The following is a 17,795-nucleotide window of genomic DNA, read 5'->3' as shown; positions in this document are numbered from 1 at the left end:
AGGTGGTGCTCCAGAAACAAAATGACCCGTCGAACTGGCGAGCCCTTGGATACGTGAAAAGATGGCCCCGTGCTATCGTCGAGTTTCCACACAAGACGTTTCACGGAGCGAAAAACGATGAAGGTAACCCTCAAGTGCGCCAAGTGCGGCAGTGACAAGTTCGAGGTTCCGGCTAGGCCGAACGACAACTCGAAGGTCACCTGCGGCAAATGCGGTGCTGTCGAGACTTACGGGAAGCTCATGAAGGCTGTGGGCGACAAGGTCACGAAGGACCTGCAGCGGCAGCTCGGGAAAATGTTCAAGTGACCTGAGCGTTTCAGCCAGAGGGCGCAGGAAGTCAGCGGCGCCCTCAACCTCAACGTCGAGCTGTAGCTTTTCCATGCATCCTCCAGATACGAAAAAGCCCCAGCTGGTGCGAGGCTTGGAATGGGTGCGGAGGGCCGGCGCTTCCCGGCTTGTTGGTCTGGATCGCTGGGTCACGTACCCCAGACTCTCATCGCGTAGTCGATCAGGGAGCGCACGGCTTTGATCCACGCCTCTACCGACTTAGCCCAGCTGCCTGGGCGCGTCATCCGCATAAACGAAAAACCCCGACACAATGGCCGGGGTTTGTCTGTGTCGCGTTGTTGCAAGCTGGACACGCTGCTATGAAAACAGGTGTTTATCCGTCCGGAAAGAACTTTTTACGCAGCTTCGCGAAATTGTTCCAAGAACGAATCAACCCAAGCCACGCCCTGCTTGACGATCTCGCGGGCTGATCGTTCAGACATCCTGGACGTTTCGCCGATTCGAACCATCGTCCACTTCGATCCGAAGTACAGCCAAACGAAGTCACCCATTTGCTGATTGCGCTGGGTGAGCTTGGCCACCGCAGAATCGATCACCAGGGCAGTGTCATCGGTCAGGCTGTACTCGGTGCCGCCGCCAGCAGTCGCTGCGGTTATCGAGGGGGAGACATACCGCGGCACCCCCATACCATCCATTCGCCAACTGCCCCATTGCTCGAGCAGCCATTCGGTATCACCCAGCGGCTTGTCCATGTAGGTGCGTTTCTTCATGCAGCCCTCCGGGGCGTTGGGTCAGTGTCCAGGCCGAACAGCTCGCGCAGCAGCTTGTCAGCGTGTTTGTTCTTGGCATTGCCCTCGGTGATCCAGCCCTTGGCGAACTGCTCGAAGCCTACGTTGGCGCGGGCAGCGTGCCAGTCGGCCACAATGTCCATCAGCGCGGCTGACGCGATCCGGCCATTGTTCTGCTCCAGCAGCATGCGATTGCCCACCTTGAGGAACTTGCATTCCACGGCGGTCAGGCTCTTGCGCGGCAGGGCCGCAGTTACGTTGCTCATCATGCGGCACTCCATACGTGCAGTTTTTCACCAGGGCGCTGATCAGCCCGCGTCTCAACTGATACAGCCCGAGACCAGGACCGGTAGGCCTCAGCAGGCGATCGCCCAGCGCCGGCCCATGGATGCCCTTCGCTCACACACCACCAGATGCCGTTGCTAGAACTCAGCTTGACCTTTGGCAGGCGGCCGGTGAACCCGACCTTGTGCGATGCCAGCCAGACCTCAACGGCCGGCCAGATGATCGCCTGCTCCGGCGCCGAGAACTTTGAGGTTCGTCCGTTCGAGCGCTCACCCAGGCCGTAGTCGTCGTTGGCAACCCACAGCACAAAGCCAGTTGGGCCGTGCTTGAGCGTGTGCCCTTTGTGTTCCCAAGCCCAATCGCCAGGATACTCACGCAGCGAGGCTGCAATACGCTCTGCTTCCGGGTATTGCTTCACAGTCACCATCTGCGCCCCTGGCGGGAGAACGACAGCCCCGTCAGTGACAACCGGCTGATACCCTGCCGGTTCATGCGCCGGCGCCAGCACCCTGGCAATCAGCTTGAGCGGGTTCATCGAGCCACCTCCTGAGCCATGCGGGCCTCTGCAATTCGTACAAAGCCCAGGAACTGGTCCGCCGGCAGGGCCTCCTTGATCACATCGAGGATGACCCGGTCCATGTTCTGCTGGGCGTGCGCCTTGGCCTCCTTGCGCAACTGGCCGCATCGGTACAGCAGGCGGGTGCGGTCATGGTTGATGTGCTTGAGCGCCGCTTTGGCCCGGTTATACCAACTGCGGTCATATGGACGCCCCTGGATGGCGCCCTCCTGCGCCTGAGCCAGCGCCAGCTCCAGGCGGATGGAGTCGGCCACCAGTTGCTCATGCAGGGCCTCACAGGCCTCAAGCGTACCTGGCAGCTCGCGTGGGCCGACCAAACGCTGATGCACGCCTTCGGGTTTCGGGGTATTGCCAGTGGCAACAGGCTGCTCGGCGCCAGCACGCTTGGTAACAGTGACCGATACGACAGGCCGGCCCGGGGTGCGAGCTGGTGGTTTGTGGCCTGGCCACAGGTCAAAAAGTTTCATACTGAGCTCCTTTGGTGCGGTTGCGGCCGGCGAATGTCCTGCCCATTTCGACTTCTTCATTGCTTGGCTGGTAACCGACCAGCTCGGCGAACCTGTGATAGGCGCCCTGGTGTTGCACCCGGCAGATGCCAGTTTCACCGTGGCGATTCTTGTCCACGATCAGCTCGGTGACGCCCGACTGCCCTTCCTCGGATTCGCTGTCTCGGTGAACCAGCACCACCACGTCGGCGTCGGCCTCGATCTGGCCTGAGTCACGCAGATCGCTCTTAGTGGGTCGCTTGTTGGCGCGATTGTTTGGGCCTCGGTTCAACTGCGCCAGCACCATCACGGGCACTCCCAGCTCCTTGGCCAGCCGCTTGATCGACTTGCTGATATCGGTGACCTGCTCGTACCGGCTAGCCGACTTACTCTCGCCGTTGACCAGACCGATGTAATCCAGCGTGACAGAGCCCAGACCGTGCTCGCGCTTAACCGTCCGGCAGATCTGCCGGATGTCCCGCATCGTCAGAGAAGCGTCATCGCAGAAGATCAGGGGTGCACCATTGAGCCGGTTGACCGCGGCCGTCAGGCCAGGCCAATCGCTGTCAGCCATCGAATGGCCCTCGGTGATGTGCTTGAGCTGCACGCTGCCGACAGAAGCCAGGGAGCGGTTCGTAAGCTCCACATCCGTCATCTCAAGGCTGAACACCAGGGAAGTGGACTTGGCCACCAGCGCAACCCGCTCAGCGATACCTAGGCCCAGGGTGGTCTTGCCGCTACCCGGGGCGCCTGCGATGACGATCATGTGCCCAGGGCATACTCCGGGGATGAACTCGTCGAGCGATGGCAGGCCGGTGTCGAAGCCAAGCACCACCTCACGATTGAACCGGCGGTCAATCCCGTCGATTGCCTCGGGCAGAATCTCGCCCACGAAGCGGTACCGCTTGCGGGAATCCAGCCCTTCCGCCTCAAGCGCGATCCAGGCCTGCTGACCCTGCGCCAGAACCTCGTCCAGTGGCTCGCCATCCTTCAGCCGCTCCGACATGATGTGGGCGGCGGCTATCACCCGGCGGGCAACTGAACGCTGCTTCACAATCCGGGCGTACTCTGCGAAGTTTGCCGCGCTCGGCGTGTTGTGAGCGATGTGAGCAGCCACTGCCAACGTGCCCCGGCCGTCTGCCAAGGTCGGCCTGGCATCTGACAGGGTTACCACGTCGATCTGCCGCCCCTTCGCCTTGAGCGCCAGCAGCAGCTCAAACAGCTCGGCACAGTCGGACTGGTAGAAATCACCGACCTCAAGCTTCACGTCGTCAATGAGCGCTGGCTGGTGGATCATGGCGCCGATCAGGGCGTGTTCTGACTCAGGGCTGTGCAACCGTGACACATCCTGTGTACAAGCCGCGTAATCTGGGCTGATCATGCTACCCCTCCGACACGCGCCGACGACCAGGTGAAGGGCGCCAGCAGGCCGCCGTTCTCGCGCAGGCGGTCCATGGCTCGCGGTCCGATGTAGGCCGGTAGCTGCTCACGGTCCTGGTTGCTGATCAGGATCGTTGGGCGAACAAGCTGGTAGCGCCGGTCGATCACCTCGTGCAGCAGGCTCGGCATGAAGTCCTTGCCTGGGCGGGGCGTGTGCATGCCGACCTCGTCGATCACCAGCAAGTCGACGGCGGCCAACTCGGCCAGCAGGTCGGACTTCGACGGCCCCGCGTTGCTACGGAAGCTGTCCGTCACGGCCTGCATGATTGCCTCGGCAGTGACAATCAGGCCCTTGGCGCCATACTCCCGAACAACGTGCTGCAAGATGGCGCAGGCCAGGTGAGTTTTACCGTTCCCGACCTCACCCAGCAGCATCAGTGCGCGGCCAGCCCGGTAGTGCCCTTCGAACTCATCTGCATAGCGCCGGCAAATAGACTGGGCGCGGACTTTGTCCGAGTCGGCGTTGGTGATGAAGCTGTCGAACGTGCAACCACGGAAGCGCGGCGTTATGCCGGTGGCGAACAGATCACGATTCAGCTCGTCGGCCTCCTTGGCAGCGTACGCAGCGTCTCGCACGCTTACTTCGCACTGGAGGTTCAGCGCTTCCCAGCGGCAGCGCGGGCACTCAGTCGCCTTCCACCCGCCATCAAACTGCTCGACCTGCTTCGCTTCGTACTGGCCATGACCAGGTGCTTCGCATTTGGCAATGCCTGCAGCACGCTCGGCTGGCGCCGGCCTGAATTTAGATGTAGTCATCAGGGTACATCTCCTGGTGATGGGCAGGCACTTGCAGCACCGCGCTTGAGTTGGTCTGTGCTCCGGATCGAGCAGGGAGAGCGCTGTCAGGGAATAGCCCTGTCCATCCCTTGCCGATCGACAGCTTGATCACTGCATCGGGGTTCTGGTGGCCGGCCAGATCCTCGGCCTGCTGCTTGCAACTGGTGGCGGTCAGTGGCTTGCGGATCTCTTTGCGGTGCTGGCACCAGTCGGCCCAGGTCTGCTCGCTCACGTTGGCAGGCTTGGCAGACAGTGGATCGAACTTCGACTTACGATCTTTCCGATCAGGCGATTTATCTCCTATTGGTTTATTAACGGTTAATTGACGGTTATATGACGGATTGGGTGCAGCTGCTGCACCCCGTTCTGTCGTCATTTGCACCCCGTTCCGTTGTGAGCTGCACCCCGTGGCATCCTCATTTGCACCCCGTTCGGCATCCTCTTCATCTCGGGGTGCAGCTGGTGCACCCCGTTTTTCGACCATGTCGTACACCACAGGGCGCCTGTCATGCCGGTCAATGTGCGCAGCCGCGATAGCCTGATTTCCACGTCGAATCAATCCGGCGGATTCCAGGGCATCTAGCTTGTAACGCACGGTACGCTCCGACAGCCCCGTGTCGACAGCCAGCGTCTGCGCCGACGGAAAGGCACCACGGCCGTCAGGGCCGGCATAGTTGGCCAGGCACAACAGGACGTGCCGTGAGGTGGGCTCTTTGACCTCCTGCTGCACCAAAGCCCAGACCATGGATTGAATGCTCATGACCGCTCCCTCCGAACCCGCTCGATGTACCCCGGGCTATGAAGGTTCTGCTCGAACCACAGCGGACGACTGCGCCACATGCAGCCAGGGTTTCGGGCCTCTTTTGCCTCGTCCGAATCCCAACTCGAAATGAGTTCTCCATCACCCTCTACGGCACGGATGATGTCAATCAGTGGCCCCTGAAAGAACTCGCGATTCTCCGATACTCGACGATCAGCAAGATTGGCGTGTACCGACTGCTCCCAAGCCAAGGCGCTCTCATGCTCGCCGTAGAAAAGCACACGGTACTCAGATGGCACGCCGGTTCCCCGAGAAAGCTCCACGGCGCGCCGGCATGGCGAGTGGGCAGTCATGCCAACTTTGTAGACGCCCGGCATAGCTTCGCTGCCCATGATGTAGATGAACCCGTAAGTACTGCTCATCGGTTAAATCTCCAGCTCAGCGGTCACCCGCTTGATGAAATCGTCGTAGCTCTCGGCCATCTCAAAGCCGTTGTCTTCCAGGGCGCGTCTACCAGACTTGGCCAGTTCGCAGATAGTCCAGCGCTCGCGCTCTGGAAGGCTCTTGAATTGGCTGTAGGTTGGCCAGGGTCCGTTGATGATCGTCGCGCCAGCACGCTGCTGGGGCGCCTGGGCGGGGTTTGGGGTCGGGTTCATTGAAGAGTCTCCCCTGGCTTTACTGGAACGATCTGAGCGCCAGCGAACGGTGAGTCAGGCCCGAACAGGTCGGGCAGATCACTCTCAGGGGCTGTCTTGATCCAATCCATCATGGCCATGAAGCAAGCCTCGAACAGCGGCCCGCCCTCACCCCAGCCGTCAGACTGCCGACTGGCGCTGTTTTCAAGCCGGGCGACGTAGATCAGGCCTGCCAGGCCTCGCTCGTCGTTCGGAATCGCCGGGCGGTGTATCGGGTTGATGCTCAGCAGGTCGCACAAGCTGTAGAATCCAATGGCGTCGTAGCTGTTGTCGGTATCTTTGATCAAGTGGTAACCCATCCCGATCAGGCCCTGCTTGATGTCGCGGATATCATCGTCGCGGTGAGTGCGGGATTTCTCCAAAAGCTCGTCGTACTGCCGCTGGGTGTGCGGATAACCCAGCAGCGCTGCCGCTTCGCGCCTGAAGACACGACGCTCTGCGCGGATGTCAGAGAGCCGATCGAGGCTGATGCGCACCATTCGCTGAGTCATGATCAACATAGTCTTCGGCGAGTGGTTGGACTTCCGTGCGATCTTGGCGAGCTTCTCGGCGACCTTGAGTCTGATGAGGGTCATTGGTGTTCTCCAGCAGCGCCGAACAGGTCGGCCAAGTCAATTTGGTAAACGGCTGCCCAGGCGGCAGCCGGCCAGGAGCGAACCCAGCCGAATCGAGGGTCTTGGACTTTTGGGGCGGCCACGCCGTGGCTGTCGCACCAGTTCTTGAGCGGGCGGAAACCCTGGCTACCGAAGCTCAGGCGGGCGGCCTTTTCCACCGCCGTCACGGTGGCGTGCTGGCAACCCCTGCCAAGCTCGTTCTCCAGATGCATGACCTTGCGCACGGCGGCTGATGCTGTGGCCATGGCCGTAGCTTCGCGGCGGGTGCCAATTTCAGCCTTCGTCCGAACGGCTTCATCACGCTGCTCCAGCGCCAGCTGCTCCGAGCGCTTCGAAGCCAGCAGGTGCTCCAGGGCCGTGATGTAGTCGGTGGGCAGCGCGGGTGCCGGCCTGAAGTAGTTGATGACCAGCTGGCGCTGGACGGTCCAGGCTAGGTCGTCGGTCAACGACTTGACGATCATCAAATAACCCTGCTCTGTGAACAGGGTGAAATCCTCATGCGCCCTGTTGGAGATAGGCATGATTTTGTGCGTACGGATTTCTTCGGCACTAACTTTGAAGTAATCCTCCCCCTCAACGAAGCGGCCACGGTTCTCATTAAAGTTCCGACGAGTCGTGCCATCGGGGCGCTCATGCACCTGATCAATCATCTGGGTGGACGCAACCCGCTGGCCGCGATACTCGACTACGGGTAGCTGAGTGTTGTGGATGGTTACCAGGTTCATGCCGCACCTCCCACATCCTTTGCATCATGGACGGCAGCCGCGTTTCGGTGAGGCCACATAAAGTTTCGCGTGTCGAAAACGACGCGCTCGAACAGGCGCTCAAGTTCGCCGGCTACAGGATTGTCGAATCCGCCGAGCGAGGGCACGACATGCGCCCAGTACAAGGCTTTGATCAACTTGAATGATTCGCGCGCTTCGTTGAAACGCGCGATATCCGCTGCGGTGAGGGTCACGTCGTGGACGATCTCACCATGCAAGCCATCTGGCTGCCACACCGGGACAATCTGGTTCATTGGGGGATCTCCAAGTCCGTAGCCATCCGACAAAACTCACGGTGATCCTGACGAAGACCTGCTGGTAGTGCGCGGCGATAACTGGCTCTCCGGCGAAGAGCTGGATCAGGAGATCGACACCGCCCTGCGCCTGGAGGCCTTGCAGCAGCAGGTGGTGCTGGAGCAGCAGCCATGACCCGCATGATGACTCCTAGCACCCGCCTGCACCTGCAGGATGACCTGGGCCAGCTTGGCGAACGCCTGATTCGCTTCGGGGAGGCCCTGCAAGATCCCAATACCACAGTCGGCAATCTGGCTGACCTGGCCAAGTCCTGCGGTATCAAGTTGCACATGCGCGCCGTTGCTGAATCTGGAGAGGCACCTAATGCTCACTGACAATCTGGCGCACCGCGCCCTCTTCACCCTGCCGCCGATCCGGCCAAGCGCGGAGACGGCACCAGTAGTTCAGGTGCTGCCCGAACAGAAGGTCGTCACCGGCGACAAGGAGGTGGATGCAGTTCTGTGGCTGCGCGAGGTGATCAAGACCGGCCAAGCCGGGCCGATCGCAACTGCCCTGGACGCTGCCAAGCAGATCAAGACGCCACTCAAGGAGATCGAGCAGCGGTATGTCGACTATGTGAAGCGCAACAGCGGGGGAAACCCCTTCGCAGTAATGTTCTCGTTCGGCTTTGCTGACCTTGAAGGGCTGGCCAAAGGCTCGCTGGAGAAATCCGCCCTAGCATCAGAGGCGCAGGCTCGCTTCGAAGGCGAGACGATCTTTGAAGACACGCCTGCCGAGCAGTTCTGCGAGAAGGCCCTGAAGCGATGCAAGGGCTTCAAGAGCTACTTCGAAAACGACAAGGCACAGGTGGCCAAACGCTTTCGCAAGCACGCCGACCTGATGCCGAGCACCCTCGATGACTGCCTGCACGAGATTGCGTACTGGGGGCGACTGTATGCCCTGCGCCACGCTGCCGGCGAATGGGGAGATGGAATGCACGAGGCCATCGCGCGCGAATGGTTTGTCCAGGGGTTGCTGGCCGAGATCAAGCCTCGTAACCAAGACGAGGCCCTGCGCGTTCTGGATTACGCCGCGCAGGCCGAGAGCATCGAGCATGACGATATGGTGGCCATTGCTCGAAACCTCATCGCGATGGGAGCTTAGCCATGAGCAAGCGAAGTGTCAGCCTGGCAGCGAAGGAGATCATCGAGTCGATGGGGCTCAAGCGGGGTCGTGGGCGGATCAACTCGGTCGTATCGAGGTCAGCCGCGAAGATCCAGACGGCTCAGCCCACCAATCAGCCAAGCAAGGCCTCAGCCTTGGCGCTGTCTCCGGCCGGTCCCATCAACCGCTTCATGTACTTGGAGGCAAGGAAGTGGGCGATTGAGTTGGTCGCCTCTCTGCGAGGCTCACCGGTCGAGGTGGTGATTGAGCGGTTGAACGGTGCGACTGAGGGGCGGCCAGGCAGCTATGTAGCCGGCATCCGATCGGTTATTGGAGAGCTGCAGGCCGGAGCAGGCCATGACTAGGCGAGGTCCAGTGAAGCGTTGGACCGAGGCAGAAGATGCGCTCCTTCGCTTGCTGTATTCCAACAAAACCAACAAGGAGCTTTGCCTGCTACTACCGGGTCGGACGAAAACAGCCATCACGTTGAGGGCGGCTCAGTTTGGACTGGTTAAGACCGATGCCCACAGAACGGAAACTCATCGCCGAATCCTACTTGCCAGGCTGGAGGCCCTGGGCGGTCAGATTGGTCAAGATCCAAGACCAATCGGTGCCACCCACCGCAAGGGCCGGTACACGCTGATCAAGATAGCCCAGCCCGACGTTTGGAAGCCGCTTCATATCCACACCTGGGAGCAAGCCAACGGCCCTGTTCCAGAAGGGATGGTTGTGGCAGCCAAAGACGGCGACGTGCAGAACACGGACTTGGCCAACCTGTGCCTACGCACACGGGCCGAGCACCAGCTGCGCAACAACCATCACTACAAAGGCTTGCCGGAAGAGATCGTTGACATTCTCCACCTGCAAAACGAACTGAAAAAAGAGATCAAGAGGAAGACCAGGAATGAAAAATAAGCTCAGCGACCTTCGCGACCACCTGTTCGCCCAGCTCGAAGCGGTGCGTGAGGCTGATGACGAAAACTTGGCCAAGGAGGTCCAGCGCGCCCAGTCAGTATCGGATATCAGCCGCGTACTGATTGAAAGCGCAAAGGTTGAGATCGAATACTTCCGCCACATTGGCGGCGAACACTCGGCCAGCTCGTTCATTGAGTCGAAGCCTGCGCTGCCGCCAGCAAAACGAACCTGACGTGACAGGTCAGCGTGACAACCAGAATCTGACGCGTCAGGTCGGGAGGAAGGAATGAGCGAAGAGACCGAGGTACTGACGGTTGAGGGCCTGGCTAAGCTGCTGGGCCGAACCGAGGCGTCGATCAGGGAGGGGATTCGCCGTGGGGTGCCGTGGCTGCCCAAGAGCTTCAAGATGGGCAACCGGCACTGCTGGCTGAAGGAGGACGTGCGCAAGTTCCTGCGCGAGTTTAGGGATGGGGAGCACCAGAAGCCGAAGCCTGGGCGTAAGCGGCGTGAGCCACCGTCACTGAGGACAGTGGCTTGAACAAGTTTCAGGCCCCGCTCTTAGCAAAGCCATCCTTGATCCAGAAGGCGACCCTGCACACGATGAATGGACATAGAAAGAAGCCGATCAGAATGGCAGCAGTAAACGCTGCCTGATCCCAAGGCATCTCTAGCCAGTCGCGGAGCGTATAGCGCATCGTAAATAACATGACGAGCACTAAAACAGTTCCTGTCACAATACAAACTCTTCGAATACCTTCAGGCAAGCGAGACATTTTCACTCCATTGATAAAATTTTTAGCCTAGTTTTTCGGCCAGGTCCTGCGGACTCAGGTGGGTATAGCGCTTGAGCATCGCCAAGGTCTTGTGGCCCGTGATACTCGCAACTTCCATCATGGTGAAGCCACGCTCAAAGAAACGGCTGGTCGCCTCATGGCGAAGGTCGTGAAGGCGTAGACCTTCAATCCCAGCGGCCACGCAGGCCCTGGGGAAATAGTTGCTGATCGTGTTGAGCGCCAGGTTGAAGTACCGGCCGCCACCGATCGGCGTGGGCAGTCCCTCCAGCAGGGCGATCGCCCGGGAGGACAGCGGCACCGCGCGCCTCTCGCCGTTCTTGGTGTCTTCCAAGTAGGCCACTTTGCCGCGCACCTGGTCGCGGCGCAGCATCAGCAGCTCAGACCGGCGCATCGCAGTCTCCACCGCCAGCTCAATGAACACCGGAAGCTGGGCGTTCATCTGACCTGCAGACTTGTACAACGCGGCGAGCTCCGCCGGCGTCGGGCGCCGATCCCTCTCCTTGCTGCCCTTGGGCATCCGTATCGCCCTGCACGGGTTGGTCAGCCCTTCAATGCCCCACTCCTTGGTGGCCACCGTATACAGGTGGCTGATCACGGCCAGGTTGAGGCGGACTGTCGCGGTCGATTTGCCTTCCTTGAGCTCAGCATCGCGGTACGCGGCCATGTCGCTCGAGCGGATCGCAGCTAGGCCCTTGCTGGCCAGCTTGTGCTCTTTCCACTTCTTGATGCGAACCTGCTCCTGCTTGGCGCCCTTCTTGGTGGAAGTGACCTCCGACAGGTAGCGGTCCAGGGCCTCAGCGAGCGTGGTGCTCTCGGCCTCGCGCATGTCGACGAAACGCGCACGCGACATATCACCTTCGATCTCGGCGGCCCATCGCTGGGCTTCTGCCTTGGTGTCAAAGGTGGCGGAAAGGGTTGGATATCCTTTGCGGCGGATCTGGGCGCGCCAGGCGTCCCCGCGCTTCTCGTAGTAGGCCATGGGGGAAATGATAGCGAACGCTTGGGGGAAATACACGCTCCCCCATTCCCCCAAAATTCCCCCAAATGAAAAGGCCCCGAGGGCTATACAGCGCTCGGGGCCTTTAATATGGCGGAGAGATAGGGATTTGAACCCTAGGTACTGTTGCCAGTACAACGGATTTCGAATCCGTCCCGTTCGACCACTCCGGCATCTCTCCAATGCCGCGCATCATACCAGCGTTCTTTTAAAACGCAAACCTTTTTTTCAAAAAAACCGCGTGGTATCAGGCGCTTGCGTGAACGTGCCGCTTACAGCGGCACACCCAGGCGCTTGGCAACTTCTTCGTAGGCTTCGATCACGTCGCCCAGGCCCTGGCGGAAGCGGTCCTTGTCCATCTTCTTGCGGGTTTCTTTGTCCCACAGGCGGCAGCCGTCCGGGCTGAACTCGTCGCCCAGCACGATCTGGCCGTGGAATACGCCGAACTCCAGCTTGAAGTCGACCAGCAGCAGGCCGGCGTCATCGAACAGCTTGCTCAGCACTTCGTTGACCTTCAACGACAGCTTCTTCATTTCTACCAGTTGCTCGGCGGTGCCCCAGCCGAACGCGACAACGTGGGATTCGTTGATGAAGGGGTCGCCCTTCTCGTCGTTCTTCAGGAACAGCTCGAAGGTGGACGGCTCCAGCTTGATGCCCTCCTCCACGCCCAGGCGCTTGACCAGGCTGCCGGCAGCGTAGTTACGCACCACGCACTCGACCGGGATCATGTCCAGCTTCTTCACCAGGCACTCGTTGTCGCCCAGCAGCTTGTCGAACTGGGTCGGCACGCCGGCTTCTTCCAGTTTCTGCATGATGAAGGCGTTGAACTTGTTGTTCACCATGCCTTTGCGGTCGAGTTGTTCGATACGCTTGCCGTCGAACGCCGAAGTGTCGTTACGGAACAGCAGGATCAAGCGGTCGGCGTCGTCGGTCTTGTAAACCGATTTGGCCTTGCCGCGGTAAAGTTCGTCGCGTTTTTCCATGATTGGGCTCCGCTTGCTTGAGGTGTTGGGCTAGGCGATTTCGCGCCAGTCGAGCCCGTGTTCCTGATTCGCCACCTGGAGCCAGTCCGGGTCACACCCGAGGGTGTCGACAAAGCACTGGCGGGCCAAGTGTGGCAGGTTGTTCTTGCTGCTGAGGTGGGCCAGCACCAGGTGTTGCAGGTTGTTCCAGCCCAACTCGTGCACCAGGCGCGCGGCCTGGTGGTTGTTCAAATGCCCTTGCATGCCACCCACCCGCTGCTTCAGAAAAGCCGGGTAGTGACCACGTGCCAGCAGGTCGCGGCAGTGGTTGGCCTCGATCAGCAGTGCATCCAGGCCCTGGTAACGCTCCAGCAACAGCGCGTCGTAAGAGCCCAGGTCGGTCAGCATGCCAAAGCGCCGCTTGCCGTCGCTGACCACGTACTGCAACGGCTCGTAGGCGTCGTGCTCGACCCGCGCTGCGGTTACTTCCAGGCTGCCGATACGCAGGCTTTGGCCACACGCGAGAAAACCGGCCACCTCCACCGGCTTGCGCATGCCGCGCAAAGTCCCTTGGCTGAGGTAGACCGGTACATTGTAGCGCCGTGACAGCAAGCCGACCCCATGCACGTGGTCGGCATGTTCGTGGGTGACCAGCACTGCACTGAGCTGAGCGGCAGAAACCCCGAGCAGCGCCAGGCGCCGCTCGGTTTCACGCAGGGAAAAGCCGCAATCGACCAGGATGAACGTGTCACCACTGGCGATCAGCGTGCCGTTCCCTTGGCTGCCGCTTCCGAGTACCGCGAAGCGCACTTAGCCCAGGTGGTCCTGAATGGCGCTCAGCACACGGCGGGCGACATCGGCCGGAGCCACGGTGTTGATGTTTTTCTCGACCGTGACCTGCACGCTCTCACCCACCTTGCTCAGGCGAACCTGGTAACGCTCGGCACGGGCTTCACGCTCTTCCTTGGTCGGCTCGCTGCCGAACAGGCGGCTGAAGAAGCCAGGCTGGTTCTGCTTGTCGTCAGGCTTTTCGGACAGGTTGATGTAGTACAGGCCCAGGCTGCGGTTGATGTCTTCAACACGCCATTCGCCACCCTGCTCCAGCGCACGGCCCACCCCAGACCAGGCGCGGTCCAGGTCGGAGCCCAGGTACAGCACCGGGTTGCCGCTGCCGTCTTCGCTCAGGCTGACGCGGCTTGGGGCGTCGAAATCGCGCGCGGCCAGCAGCGACACCGAACCGCCCTTCTCGGCGCTGCGGTTCATGCTGGCAAGCATTTCGTCGACCAGCAGGGCATCGGTGCCGGTATTGCTGGAGCTGGACGGGAACGCAGGCTCGGCAGTGCTGCCGGCCGGGCGCTCGACGCTGACCACATACACTTCGGAGGTGTTGCGCTGCACGCCAGGCTCCATGCGCACACGGACACGCACCTCGCTGTCGCCGCTGCTGGCAGTGCTGGCCAGACGCTGGCCAAGCGATGCCGACAGTTCGTCGAAACGCTGCCAGGTGGTGTTGAACTCACCCGTCTGCGGGCGCTCTTCAGCAATGCGGAAGCCGTTATCCTCGAAGAACTGCCGGGCTACCGGCCACACTTCGGCTGGCGAATGCTGGGCCAGCACCCAACGGCTGCTGCCGCTGCGCTGCAGGCTGTAGTCGGTGACCTGGGCGGCACCGCCCGTCAACGGTTGCGGGCGAGGCACTTCAAACTCACCCTTGACGGTATCGTCAGCGACGTTACGCGGAATCGGCAGCAGCGGGTCAAGGCGTTTGACGTTGCTGGCGTCCGGCGGCAGCTGCATCGGCGCGGTCGGGTGCGCCTGCAGGTAGTCACTGCCGCGGTCGCGGAAATAGCCATCCTCGCCCCACAGCCAGCCACACCCACTGGTGGTGGAGATAATCAGGGCAAGGGCGGAAAGACCAGCCAGTCGCTTCATGCGGTGTACTTCCTCTTAAACCAGTACGCCGGACTGGCGCAAGGCAGTACGGACTTTTTCGTGGCAGCCTTCGCTCAGCCAGGTCAGTGGCAGGCGAATACCTTTTTGCATCAGGCCCATTTCGACGAGCGCCCATTTCACCGGGATCGGGTTGGACTCGCAGAACAGGTCTTTGTGCAGCGGCATGAGTTTTTCGTTGATTGCGCGGGCCTTCTCGGCATTGCCCTCAAGGGCGGCCTCGCACAGGTCCGCCATTTCGCGCGGAGCGACGTTGGCGGTGACGGAGATGTTGCCCTTGCCGCCCATCAGGATCAGCTCTACGGCAGTCGGGTCGTCGCCGGACATGACGATGAAGTCCTTGCTGACGCCATCGAGAATGGCCTTGGCGCGGGCCAGGTCGCCCGTGGCTTCCTTGATGCCGATGATGTTCGGCACGGTCGACAGGCGGATCACGGTCTCGGCCTGCATGTCGCAGGAGGTACGGCCGGGAACGTTGTAGAGGATCTGCGGGATGTCGACGGCTTCGGCAATGTGCTTGAAGTGCTGGTACAGGCCTTCTTGCGTTGGCTTGTTGTAGTACGGCACAACCAGCAGGCAGGCGTCGGCGCCAGCATTCTTGGCGTTCTGGGTCAGGTGCACGGCTTCGGCGGTGGAGTTGGCACCGGTGCCGGCGATGACCGGAATCGGTTTGGCGCTGCGTTTGACGCGCTCGACCACGTGCTTGATGACCAGGATGTGTTCTTCGACATCCAGCGTGGCCGACTCACCGGTGGTGCCGACAGCGACGATCGCATGGGTGCCGTTTTCCAGGTGGAAGTCTACAAGTTTGTCGAGGCTGCCCCAGTCAACACGCCCTTGTGCATCCATGGGTGTGACCAATGCCACCATACTGCCCGCAATCATGTAACTGCTCCTGCCGGAAAAAGAGAGCGGTAATGGTACTGGGGGCATCGACCTTGCACAAGCGAAGCAGGCGGGTGGAGCATTCCCCTCGGCGGCTTATTTCGCTACCCTTGGCCCTTTGATCGGTGCAGCGCGGCCCGCCGGGCCGTCGACCTTGCTCCCCGCCAGCGTCCAAGACCTCGCATGCGAGCCCCGGGCCCTGCCGACAGGAGGCTTTTGCCCGTCCTGTGCCGACCGCTCATCGCTTTAGGAATGCTGCATGTCCACCCCCACCGTCCGCGAACAATTCCTTGTCATCAGTGCCCTGGGCCCGAACCCCATGGAGCTGGCCAACGTCCTCAGCCGCGCTGCCTTCGAAAACCGCTGCGCGGTGGTCACCTCGCGCCTGAGCCGCCACGGCGAGACCAGCGCCCTGGTGCTGCAGGTGGGCGGCAGCTGGGACGCCCTGGCACGTCTCGAATCCACCCTGCCAGGCTTGGGCAAGAAGCACGGCCTGACCCTCGACGTGGTCCGCAGCGCGGACCAGGAAGTGCGCCCGCAGGCCCTTCCGTATGTGGCCTACGTCAGCGCTGCCTACCGCCCGGACATCATCAACGAGCTGTGCCAGTTCTTCCTTGACCACCGCGTCGAGCTGGAAGCCATGACCTGCGACACCTACCTGGCGCCGCAAACCGGTAGCAGCATGCTCAACGCCCAGTTCACCGTGATTCTGCCGGCCGGCACGCAGATCAGCTGGCTACGCGACCAGTTCCTGGACTTTGCCGATGCCCTGAACCTCGACGCACTGATCGAGCCATGGCGTCCCCAGAACCCAATGTAAGGAAACCGATCATGGCTGTAGCACTCGACCAACCTGTCGCCGACTTCCAGGCCCAGGCCACCAGCGGGCAAACCGTCAGCCTTGCCGAACTCAAGGGCCAGCAGGTGGTGGTGTACTTCTACCCCAAGGACAGCACCCCAGGCTGCACCACCGAGGGCCAGGGCTTCCGCGACCAGCATGACGCCTTCGCCGCGGCCAACACCGTGGTATTCGGTGTGTCGCGTGATGGCATCAAGTCGCACGAGAACTTCAAGGCCAAGCAAGGCTTCCCGTTCGAGCTGATCAGCGACAAGGACGAGGCCCTGTGCCAGCTGTTCGACGTGATCAAGCTGAAGAAGCTGTATGGCAAGGAGTACATGGGCGTTGACCGCAGCACTTTCCTGATCGACACGGACGGGGTGCTGCGCCAGGAATGGCGTGGCGTGAAAGTGCCCGGGCATGTGGATGCCGTATTGGCGGCCGCCCAAGCCTTGAACAAGGCTTGAAATTGAATGGGGCCGCTCTGCGGCCCCAATTACATTCAAAGCATCGGTGAAACGCTAGGCTCCTGCTTGGGCCACGCATCCAGCACGGCCTTGATCAGCGTCGCCAGGGGGATGGCGAAGAATATCCCCCAAAACCCCCATAGCCCGCCAAACAGCAGCACCGCGCAGATAATCGCCACCGGGTGCAGGCTCACCGCTTCGGAGAACAGCAGCGGTACCAGCACATTGCCATCCAGCGCCTGGATGATCGCGTAGACCGTCATCAGGTAGATGAACTGGTCGCCCCAGCCCCACTGGAACAGCGCAATCAGGGTCACCGGCACGGTCACGACCACCGCGCCCACGTAAGGCACCACCACCGACAGCCCCACCAGCAACGCCAATAGCGCTGCGTAATTGAGCCCCAGGCTGATGAAGGCGATGTAAGTGGCAATGCCGCAGATCAGAATCTCGATACCCTTGCCGCGGATGTAGTTGGCGATCTGCCGGTTCATCTCGCTGCCCACCCGGTTCAGCAAGGTGCGCTGGCGCGGCAGGTAGCCACTGACCCAGCGGCCAATGAGTTCGCGATCCTTCAGGAAGAAGAACACCAGAATCGGCACCAGCACCAGATAGATCATGGCATTGACCAGCAGTGGCAGGCTGGACAACGAGAAGGTCAGCGCCCATTGACCAAACTTGCCAATTTCACCGCGCACCGATTCGATGGCATGCAATACCTGCTCGTCCGACACCAGGTGCGGATAGCGCTCCGGCAGCAGCAGCAGCAACGACTGCCACTTGCCGAGCATGCCCGGCAGCTCGTTGAACAGCGTGATCAGCTGATGCCACAGCAGCGGTACCAGCACCAGCATGAACACCGCCAGTGCGCCCATGAACAAGGCGAACACCAGCATCACCGCCAGGCGTGTCGGTACGCGCACGCGCTCCAGGGCGTTGACCAGCCCCTGCATCAGAAACGCCAGCACCATGCCCGCCAGCACCGGCGCGAGCATGCCGCCCAGGGTGAGCACGGCGGTAAAAGCCAGGAACAACAGGACCGCCAGCACCACCGCTTCCTCATCGGAGAAGTAGCGCTGCACCCAGTCGCGAAGCACTTTGAACATTGACGATCCT

General features: G+C 61.1%; 28 protein-coding genes and 1 tRNA gene. 9 read left to right on the top strand and 20 right to left on the bottom strand.

Features of this window, described 5'->3' with window-relative positions; genetic code table 11:
• The first annotated feature begins 117 nt into the window (after positions 1–117).
• Positions 118–306 carry a hypothetical protein gene (locus BJQ17_RS09555; RefSeq protein ID WP_012313239.1) on the top strand — a complete coding sequence of 63 codons (189 nt, stop codon included), beginning with the start codon at positions 118–120 and terminating at the stop codon, positions 304–306.
• A 377-nt stretch (positions 307–683) separates the two neighbouring features.
• Here BJQ17_RS09555 and BJQ17_RS09550 read toward each other — a convergent pair whose 3' ends face one another.
• Genes BJQ17_RS09550 through BJQ17_RS09495 form a run of 12 tightly spaced genes read right to left on the bottom strand, consistent with a single transcriptional unit; the run spans position 684 to position 7,727 of the window.
• Complete coding sequence (locus tag BJQ17_RS09550; RefSeq protein ID WP_070095950.1) at positions 684–1,058, bottom strand: antiterminator Q family protein; 375 nt, start codon at positions 1,056–1,058, stop codon at positions 684–686.
• A complete protein-coding gene (locus BJQ17_RS09545; RefSeq protein ID WP_016489225.1) occupies positions 1,055–1,342 on the bottom strand; it encodes a hypothetical protein in 288 nt (95 codons plus the stop codon). Before BJQ17_RS09545 ends, BJQ17_RS09550 begins: the two co-directional genes overlap by 4 nt.
• Entirely contained in the window at positions 1,342–1,896 is a 555-nt protein-coding gene (locus BJQ17_RS09540; protein ID WP_175442720.1) for a hypothetical protein, read from the bottom strand. Before BJQ17_RS09540 ends, BJQ17_RS09545 begins: the two co-directional genes overlap by 1 nt.
• A complete protein-coding gene (locus BJQ17_RS09535) occupies positions 1,893–2,405 on the bottom strand; it encodes a hypothetical protein (RefSeq protein ID WP_070095949.1) in 513 nt (170 codons plus the stop codon). Before BJQ17_RS09535 ends, BJQ17_RS09540 begins: the two co-directional genes overlap by 4 nt.
• Positions 2,392–3,804, bottom strand: coding sequence for a DnaB-like helicase C-terminal domain-containing protein (locus BJQ17_RS09530; RefSeq protein WP_070095948.1), 1,413 nt, complete (start codon positions 3,802–3,804; stop codon positions 2,392–2,394). Before BJQ17_RS09530 ends, BJQ17_RS09535 begins: the two co-directional genes overlap by 14 nt.
• Entirely contained in the window at positions 3,801–4,619 is an 819-nt protein-coding gene (locus BJQ17_RS09525; protein ID WP_070095947.1) for an ATP-binding protein, read from the bottom strand. The genes BJQ17_RS09530 and BJQ17_RS09525 overlap by 4 nt, the downstream gene beginning before the upstream one ends.
• Positions 4,606–5,400, bottom strand: coding sequence for a helix-turn-helix domain-containing protein (locus BJQ17_RS09520; RefSeq protein WP_063977550.1), 795 nt, complete (start codon positions 5,398–5,400; stop codon positions 4,606–4,608). Before BJQ17_RS09520 ends, BJQ17_RS09525 begins: the two co-directional genes overlap by 14 nt.
• Positions 5,397–5,822, bottom strand: coding sequence for a GIY-YIG nuclease family protein (locus BJQ17_RS09515; protein ID WP_063977551.1), 426 nt, complete (start codon positions 5,820–5,822; stop codon positions 5,397–5,399). Before BJQ17_RS09515 ends, BJQ17_RS09520 begins: the two co-directional genes overlap by 4 nt.
• Positions 5,823–5,825: 3 nt before the next feature.
• A complete protein-coding gene (locus BJQ17_RS09510; protein WP_070095946.1) occupies positions 5,826–6,056 on the bottom strand; it encodes a hypothetical protein in 231 nt (76 codons plus the stop codon).
• On the bottom strand, positions 6,053–6,670 hold the full coding sequence (locus tag BJQ17_RS09505) for a hypothetical protein (RefSeq protein WP_070095945.1): 618 nt from the start codon (positions 6,668–6,670) through the stop codon (positions 6,053–6,055). The genes BJQ17_RS09510 and BJQ17_RS09505 overlap by 4 nt, the downstream gene beginning before the upstream one ends.
• Positions 6,667–7,434 (bottom strand): ORF6N domain-containing protein, encoded by a 768-nt coding sequence (locus BJQ17_RS09500; RefSeq protein ID WP_070095944.1) that lies wholly within the window; start codon positions 7,432–7,434, stop codon positions 6,667–6,669. The genes BJQ17_RS09505 and BJQ17_RS09500 overlap by 4 nt, the downstream gene beginning before the upstream one ends.
• The gene (locus BJQ17_RS09495; RefSeq protein WP_070095943.1) at positions 7,431–7,727 is read right to left on the bottom strand and encodes a hypothetical protein; all 297 of its coding nucleotides are present in this window, start codon (positions 7,725–7,727) and stop codon (positions 7,431–7,433) included. The genes BJQ17_RS09500 and BJQ17_RS09495 overlap by 4 nt, the downstream gene beginning before the upstream one ends.
• A gap of 171 nt (positions 7,728–7,898) precedes the next feature.
• On the opposite strand from BJQ17_RS09495, the gene BJQ17_RS09490 reads away from it, so the two are divergent.
• The 6 genes from BJQ17_RS09490 to BJQ17_RS09465 are packed head-to-tail and all read left to right on the top strand — an operon-like array spanning position 7,899 to position 10,324.
• Positions 7,899–8,102 (top strand): hypothetical protein, encoded by a 204-nt coding sequence (locus BJQ17_RS09490; protein WP_070095942.1) that lies wholly within the window; start codon positions 7,899–7,901, stop codon positions 8,100–8,102.
• Complete coding sequence (locus BJQ17_RS09485) at positions 8,092–8,871, top strand: hypothetical protein (RefSeq protein WP_070095941.1); 780 nt, start codon at positions 8,092–8,094, stop codon at positions 8,869–8,871. Before BJQ17_RS09490 ends, BJQ17_RS09485 begins: the two co-directional genes overlap by 11 nt.
• A 2-nt stretch (positions 8,872–8,873) precedes the next feature.
• Positions 8,874–9,236: a hypothetical protein gene (locus BJQ17_RS09480; protein ID WP_070095940.1), complete on the top strand. Its 363-nt coding sequence runs from the start codon at positions 8,874–8,876 to the stop codon at positions 9,234–9,236.
• A 10-nt stretch (positions 9,237–9,246) separates the two neighbouring features.
• Positions 9,247–9,786, top strand: coding sequence for an HNH endonuclease signature motif containing protein (locus BJQ17_RS09475; protein ID WP_256559539.1), 540 nt, complete (start codon positions 9,247–9,249; stop codon positions 9,784–9,786).
• Positions 9,776–10,018, top strand: a complete 243-nt coding sequence (locus BJQ17_RS09470) for a hypothetical protein (RefSeq protein WP_070095938.1) — start codon at positions 9,776–9,778, stop codon at positions 10,016–10,018. The genes BJQ17_RS09475 and BJQ17_RS09470 overlap by 11 nt, the downstream gene beginning before the upstream one ends.
• 54 nt (positions 10,019–10,072) lie before the next feature.
• Complete coding sequence (locus BJQ17_RS09465) at positions 10,073–10,324, top strand: AlpA family transcriptional regulator (RefSeq protein ID WP_070095937.1); 252 nt, start codon at positions 10,073–10,075, stop codon at positions 10,322–10,324.
• 7 nt (positions 10,325–10,331) lie between these two features.
• Here the strand turns inward: BJQ17_RS09465 and BJQ17_RS30955 are convergent, their stop codons facing one another.
• The 7 genes from BJQ17_RS30955 to dapA all read right to left on the bottom strand — a co-directional run bounded on the left by BJQ17_RS30955 (position 10,332) and on the right by dapA (position 15,374).
• Positions 10,332–10,559, bottom strand: coding sequence for a hypothetical protein (locus BJQ17_RS30955; RefSeq protein WP_139139761.1), 228 nt, complete (start codon positions 10,557–10,559; stop codon positions 10,332–10,334).
• A 22-nt stretch (positions 10,560–10,581) separates the two neighbouring features.
• Positions 10,582–11,559, bottom strand: coding sequence for a site-specific integrase (locus BJQ17_RS09460; RefSeq protein ID WP_070095936.1), 978 nt, complete (start codon positions 11,557–11,559; stop codon positions 10,582–10,584).
• A gap of 109 nt (positions 11,560–11,668) precedes the next feature.
• A tRNA-Ser gene (locus BJQ17_RS09455) sits at positions 11,669–11,758 on the bottom strand.
• Positions 11,759–11,849: 91 nt separating this feature from the next.
• Positions 11,850–12,560 carry a phosphoribosylaminoimidazolesuccinocarboxamide synthase gene (gene purC / locus BJQ17_RS09450; RefSeq protein WP_011535129.1) on the bottom strand — a complete coding sequence of 237 codons (711 nt, stop codon included), beginning with the start codon at positions 12,558–12,560 and terminating at the stop codon, positions 11,850–11,852.
• A gap of 30 nt (positions 12,561–12,590) precedes the next feature.
• Complete coding sequence (locus BJQ17_RS09445; protein ID WP_003254735.1) at positions 12,591–13,349, bottom strand: MBL fold metallo-hydrolase; 759 nt, start codon at positions 13,347–13,349, stop codon at positions 12,591–12,593.
• Entirely contained in the window at positions 13,350–14,471 is a 1,122-nt protein-coding gene (gene bamC / locus BJQ17_RS09440) for an outer membrane protein assembly factor BamC (RefSeq protein ID WP_003254738.1), read from the bottom strand. It abuts the gene before it with no gap.
• Positions 14,472–14,486: 15 nt separating this feature from the next.
• Positions 14,487–15,374, bottom strand: a complete 888-nt coding sequence (gene dapA / locus BJQ17_RS09435) for a 4-hydroxy-tetrahydrodipicolinate synthase (RefSeq protein ID WP_003254739.1) — start codon at positions 15,372–15,374, stop codon at positions 14,487–14,489.
• Between the two features lie 259 nt (positions 15,375–15,633).
• Between dapA and BJQ17_RS09430 the strand changes: the two genes are divergently transcribed.
• Both BJQ17_RS09430 and BJQ17_RS09425 read left to right on the top strand, forming a co-directional pair.
• Complete coding sequence (locus tag BJQ17_RS09430) at positions 15,634–16,194, top strand: glycine cleavage system protein R (RefSeq protein ID WP_003254741.1); 561 nt, start codon at positions 15,634–15,636, stop codon at positions 16,192–16,194.
• Positions 16,195–16,205: 11 nt separating this feature from the next.
• On the top strand, positions 16,206–16,679 hold the full coding sequence (locus tag BJQ17_RS09425) for a peroxiredoxin (protein ID WP_070095935.1): 474 nt from the start codon (positions 16,206–16,208) through the stop codon (positions 16,677–16,679).
• A 35-nt stretch (positions 16,680–16,714) separates the two neighbouring features.
• On the opposite strand, the gene BJQ17_RS09420 is transcribed toward BJQ17_RS09425, so the two are convergent.
• Positions 16,715–17,785 carry an AI-2E family transporter gene (locus BJQ17_RS09420; RefSeq protein WP_003254744.1) on the bottom strand — a complete coding sequence of 357 codons (1,071 nt, stop codon included), beginning with the start codon at positions 17,783–17,785 and terminating at the stop codon, positions 16,715–16,717.
• Between the last annotated feature and the right edge of the window lie 10 nt (positions 17,786–17,795).

Origin of the sequence: Pseudomonas sp. NBRC 111139 (assembly GCF_001753955.1) — a bacterium.
Taxonomy (GTDB): Bacteria; Pseudomonadota; Gammaproteobacteria; order Pseudomonadales; family Pseudomonadaceae; genus Aquipseudomonas; species Aquipseudomonas alloputida.
This window is presented reverse-complemented; position numbering and strand designations above follow the sequence as displayed.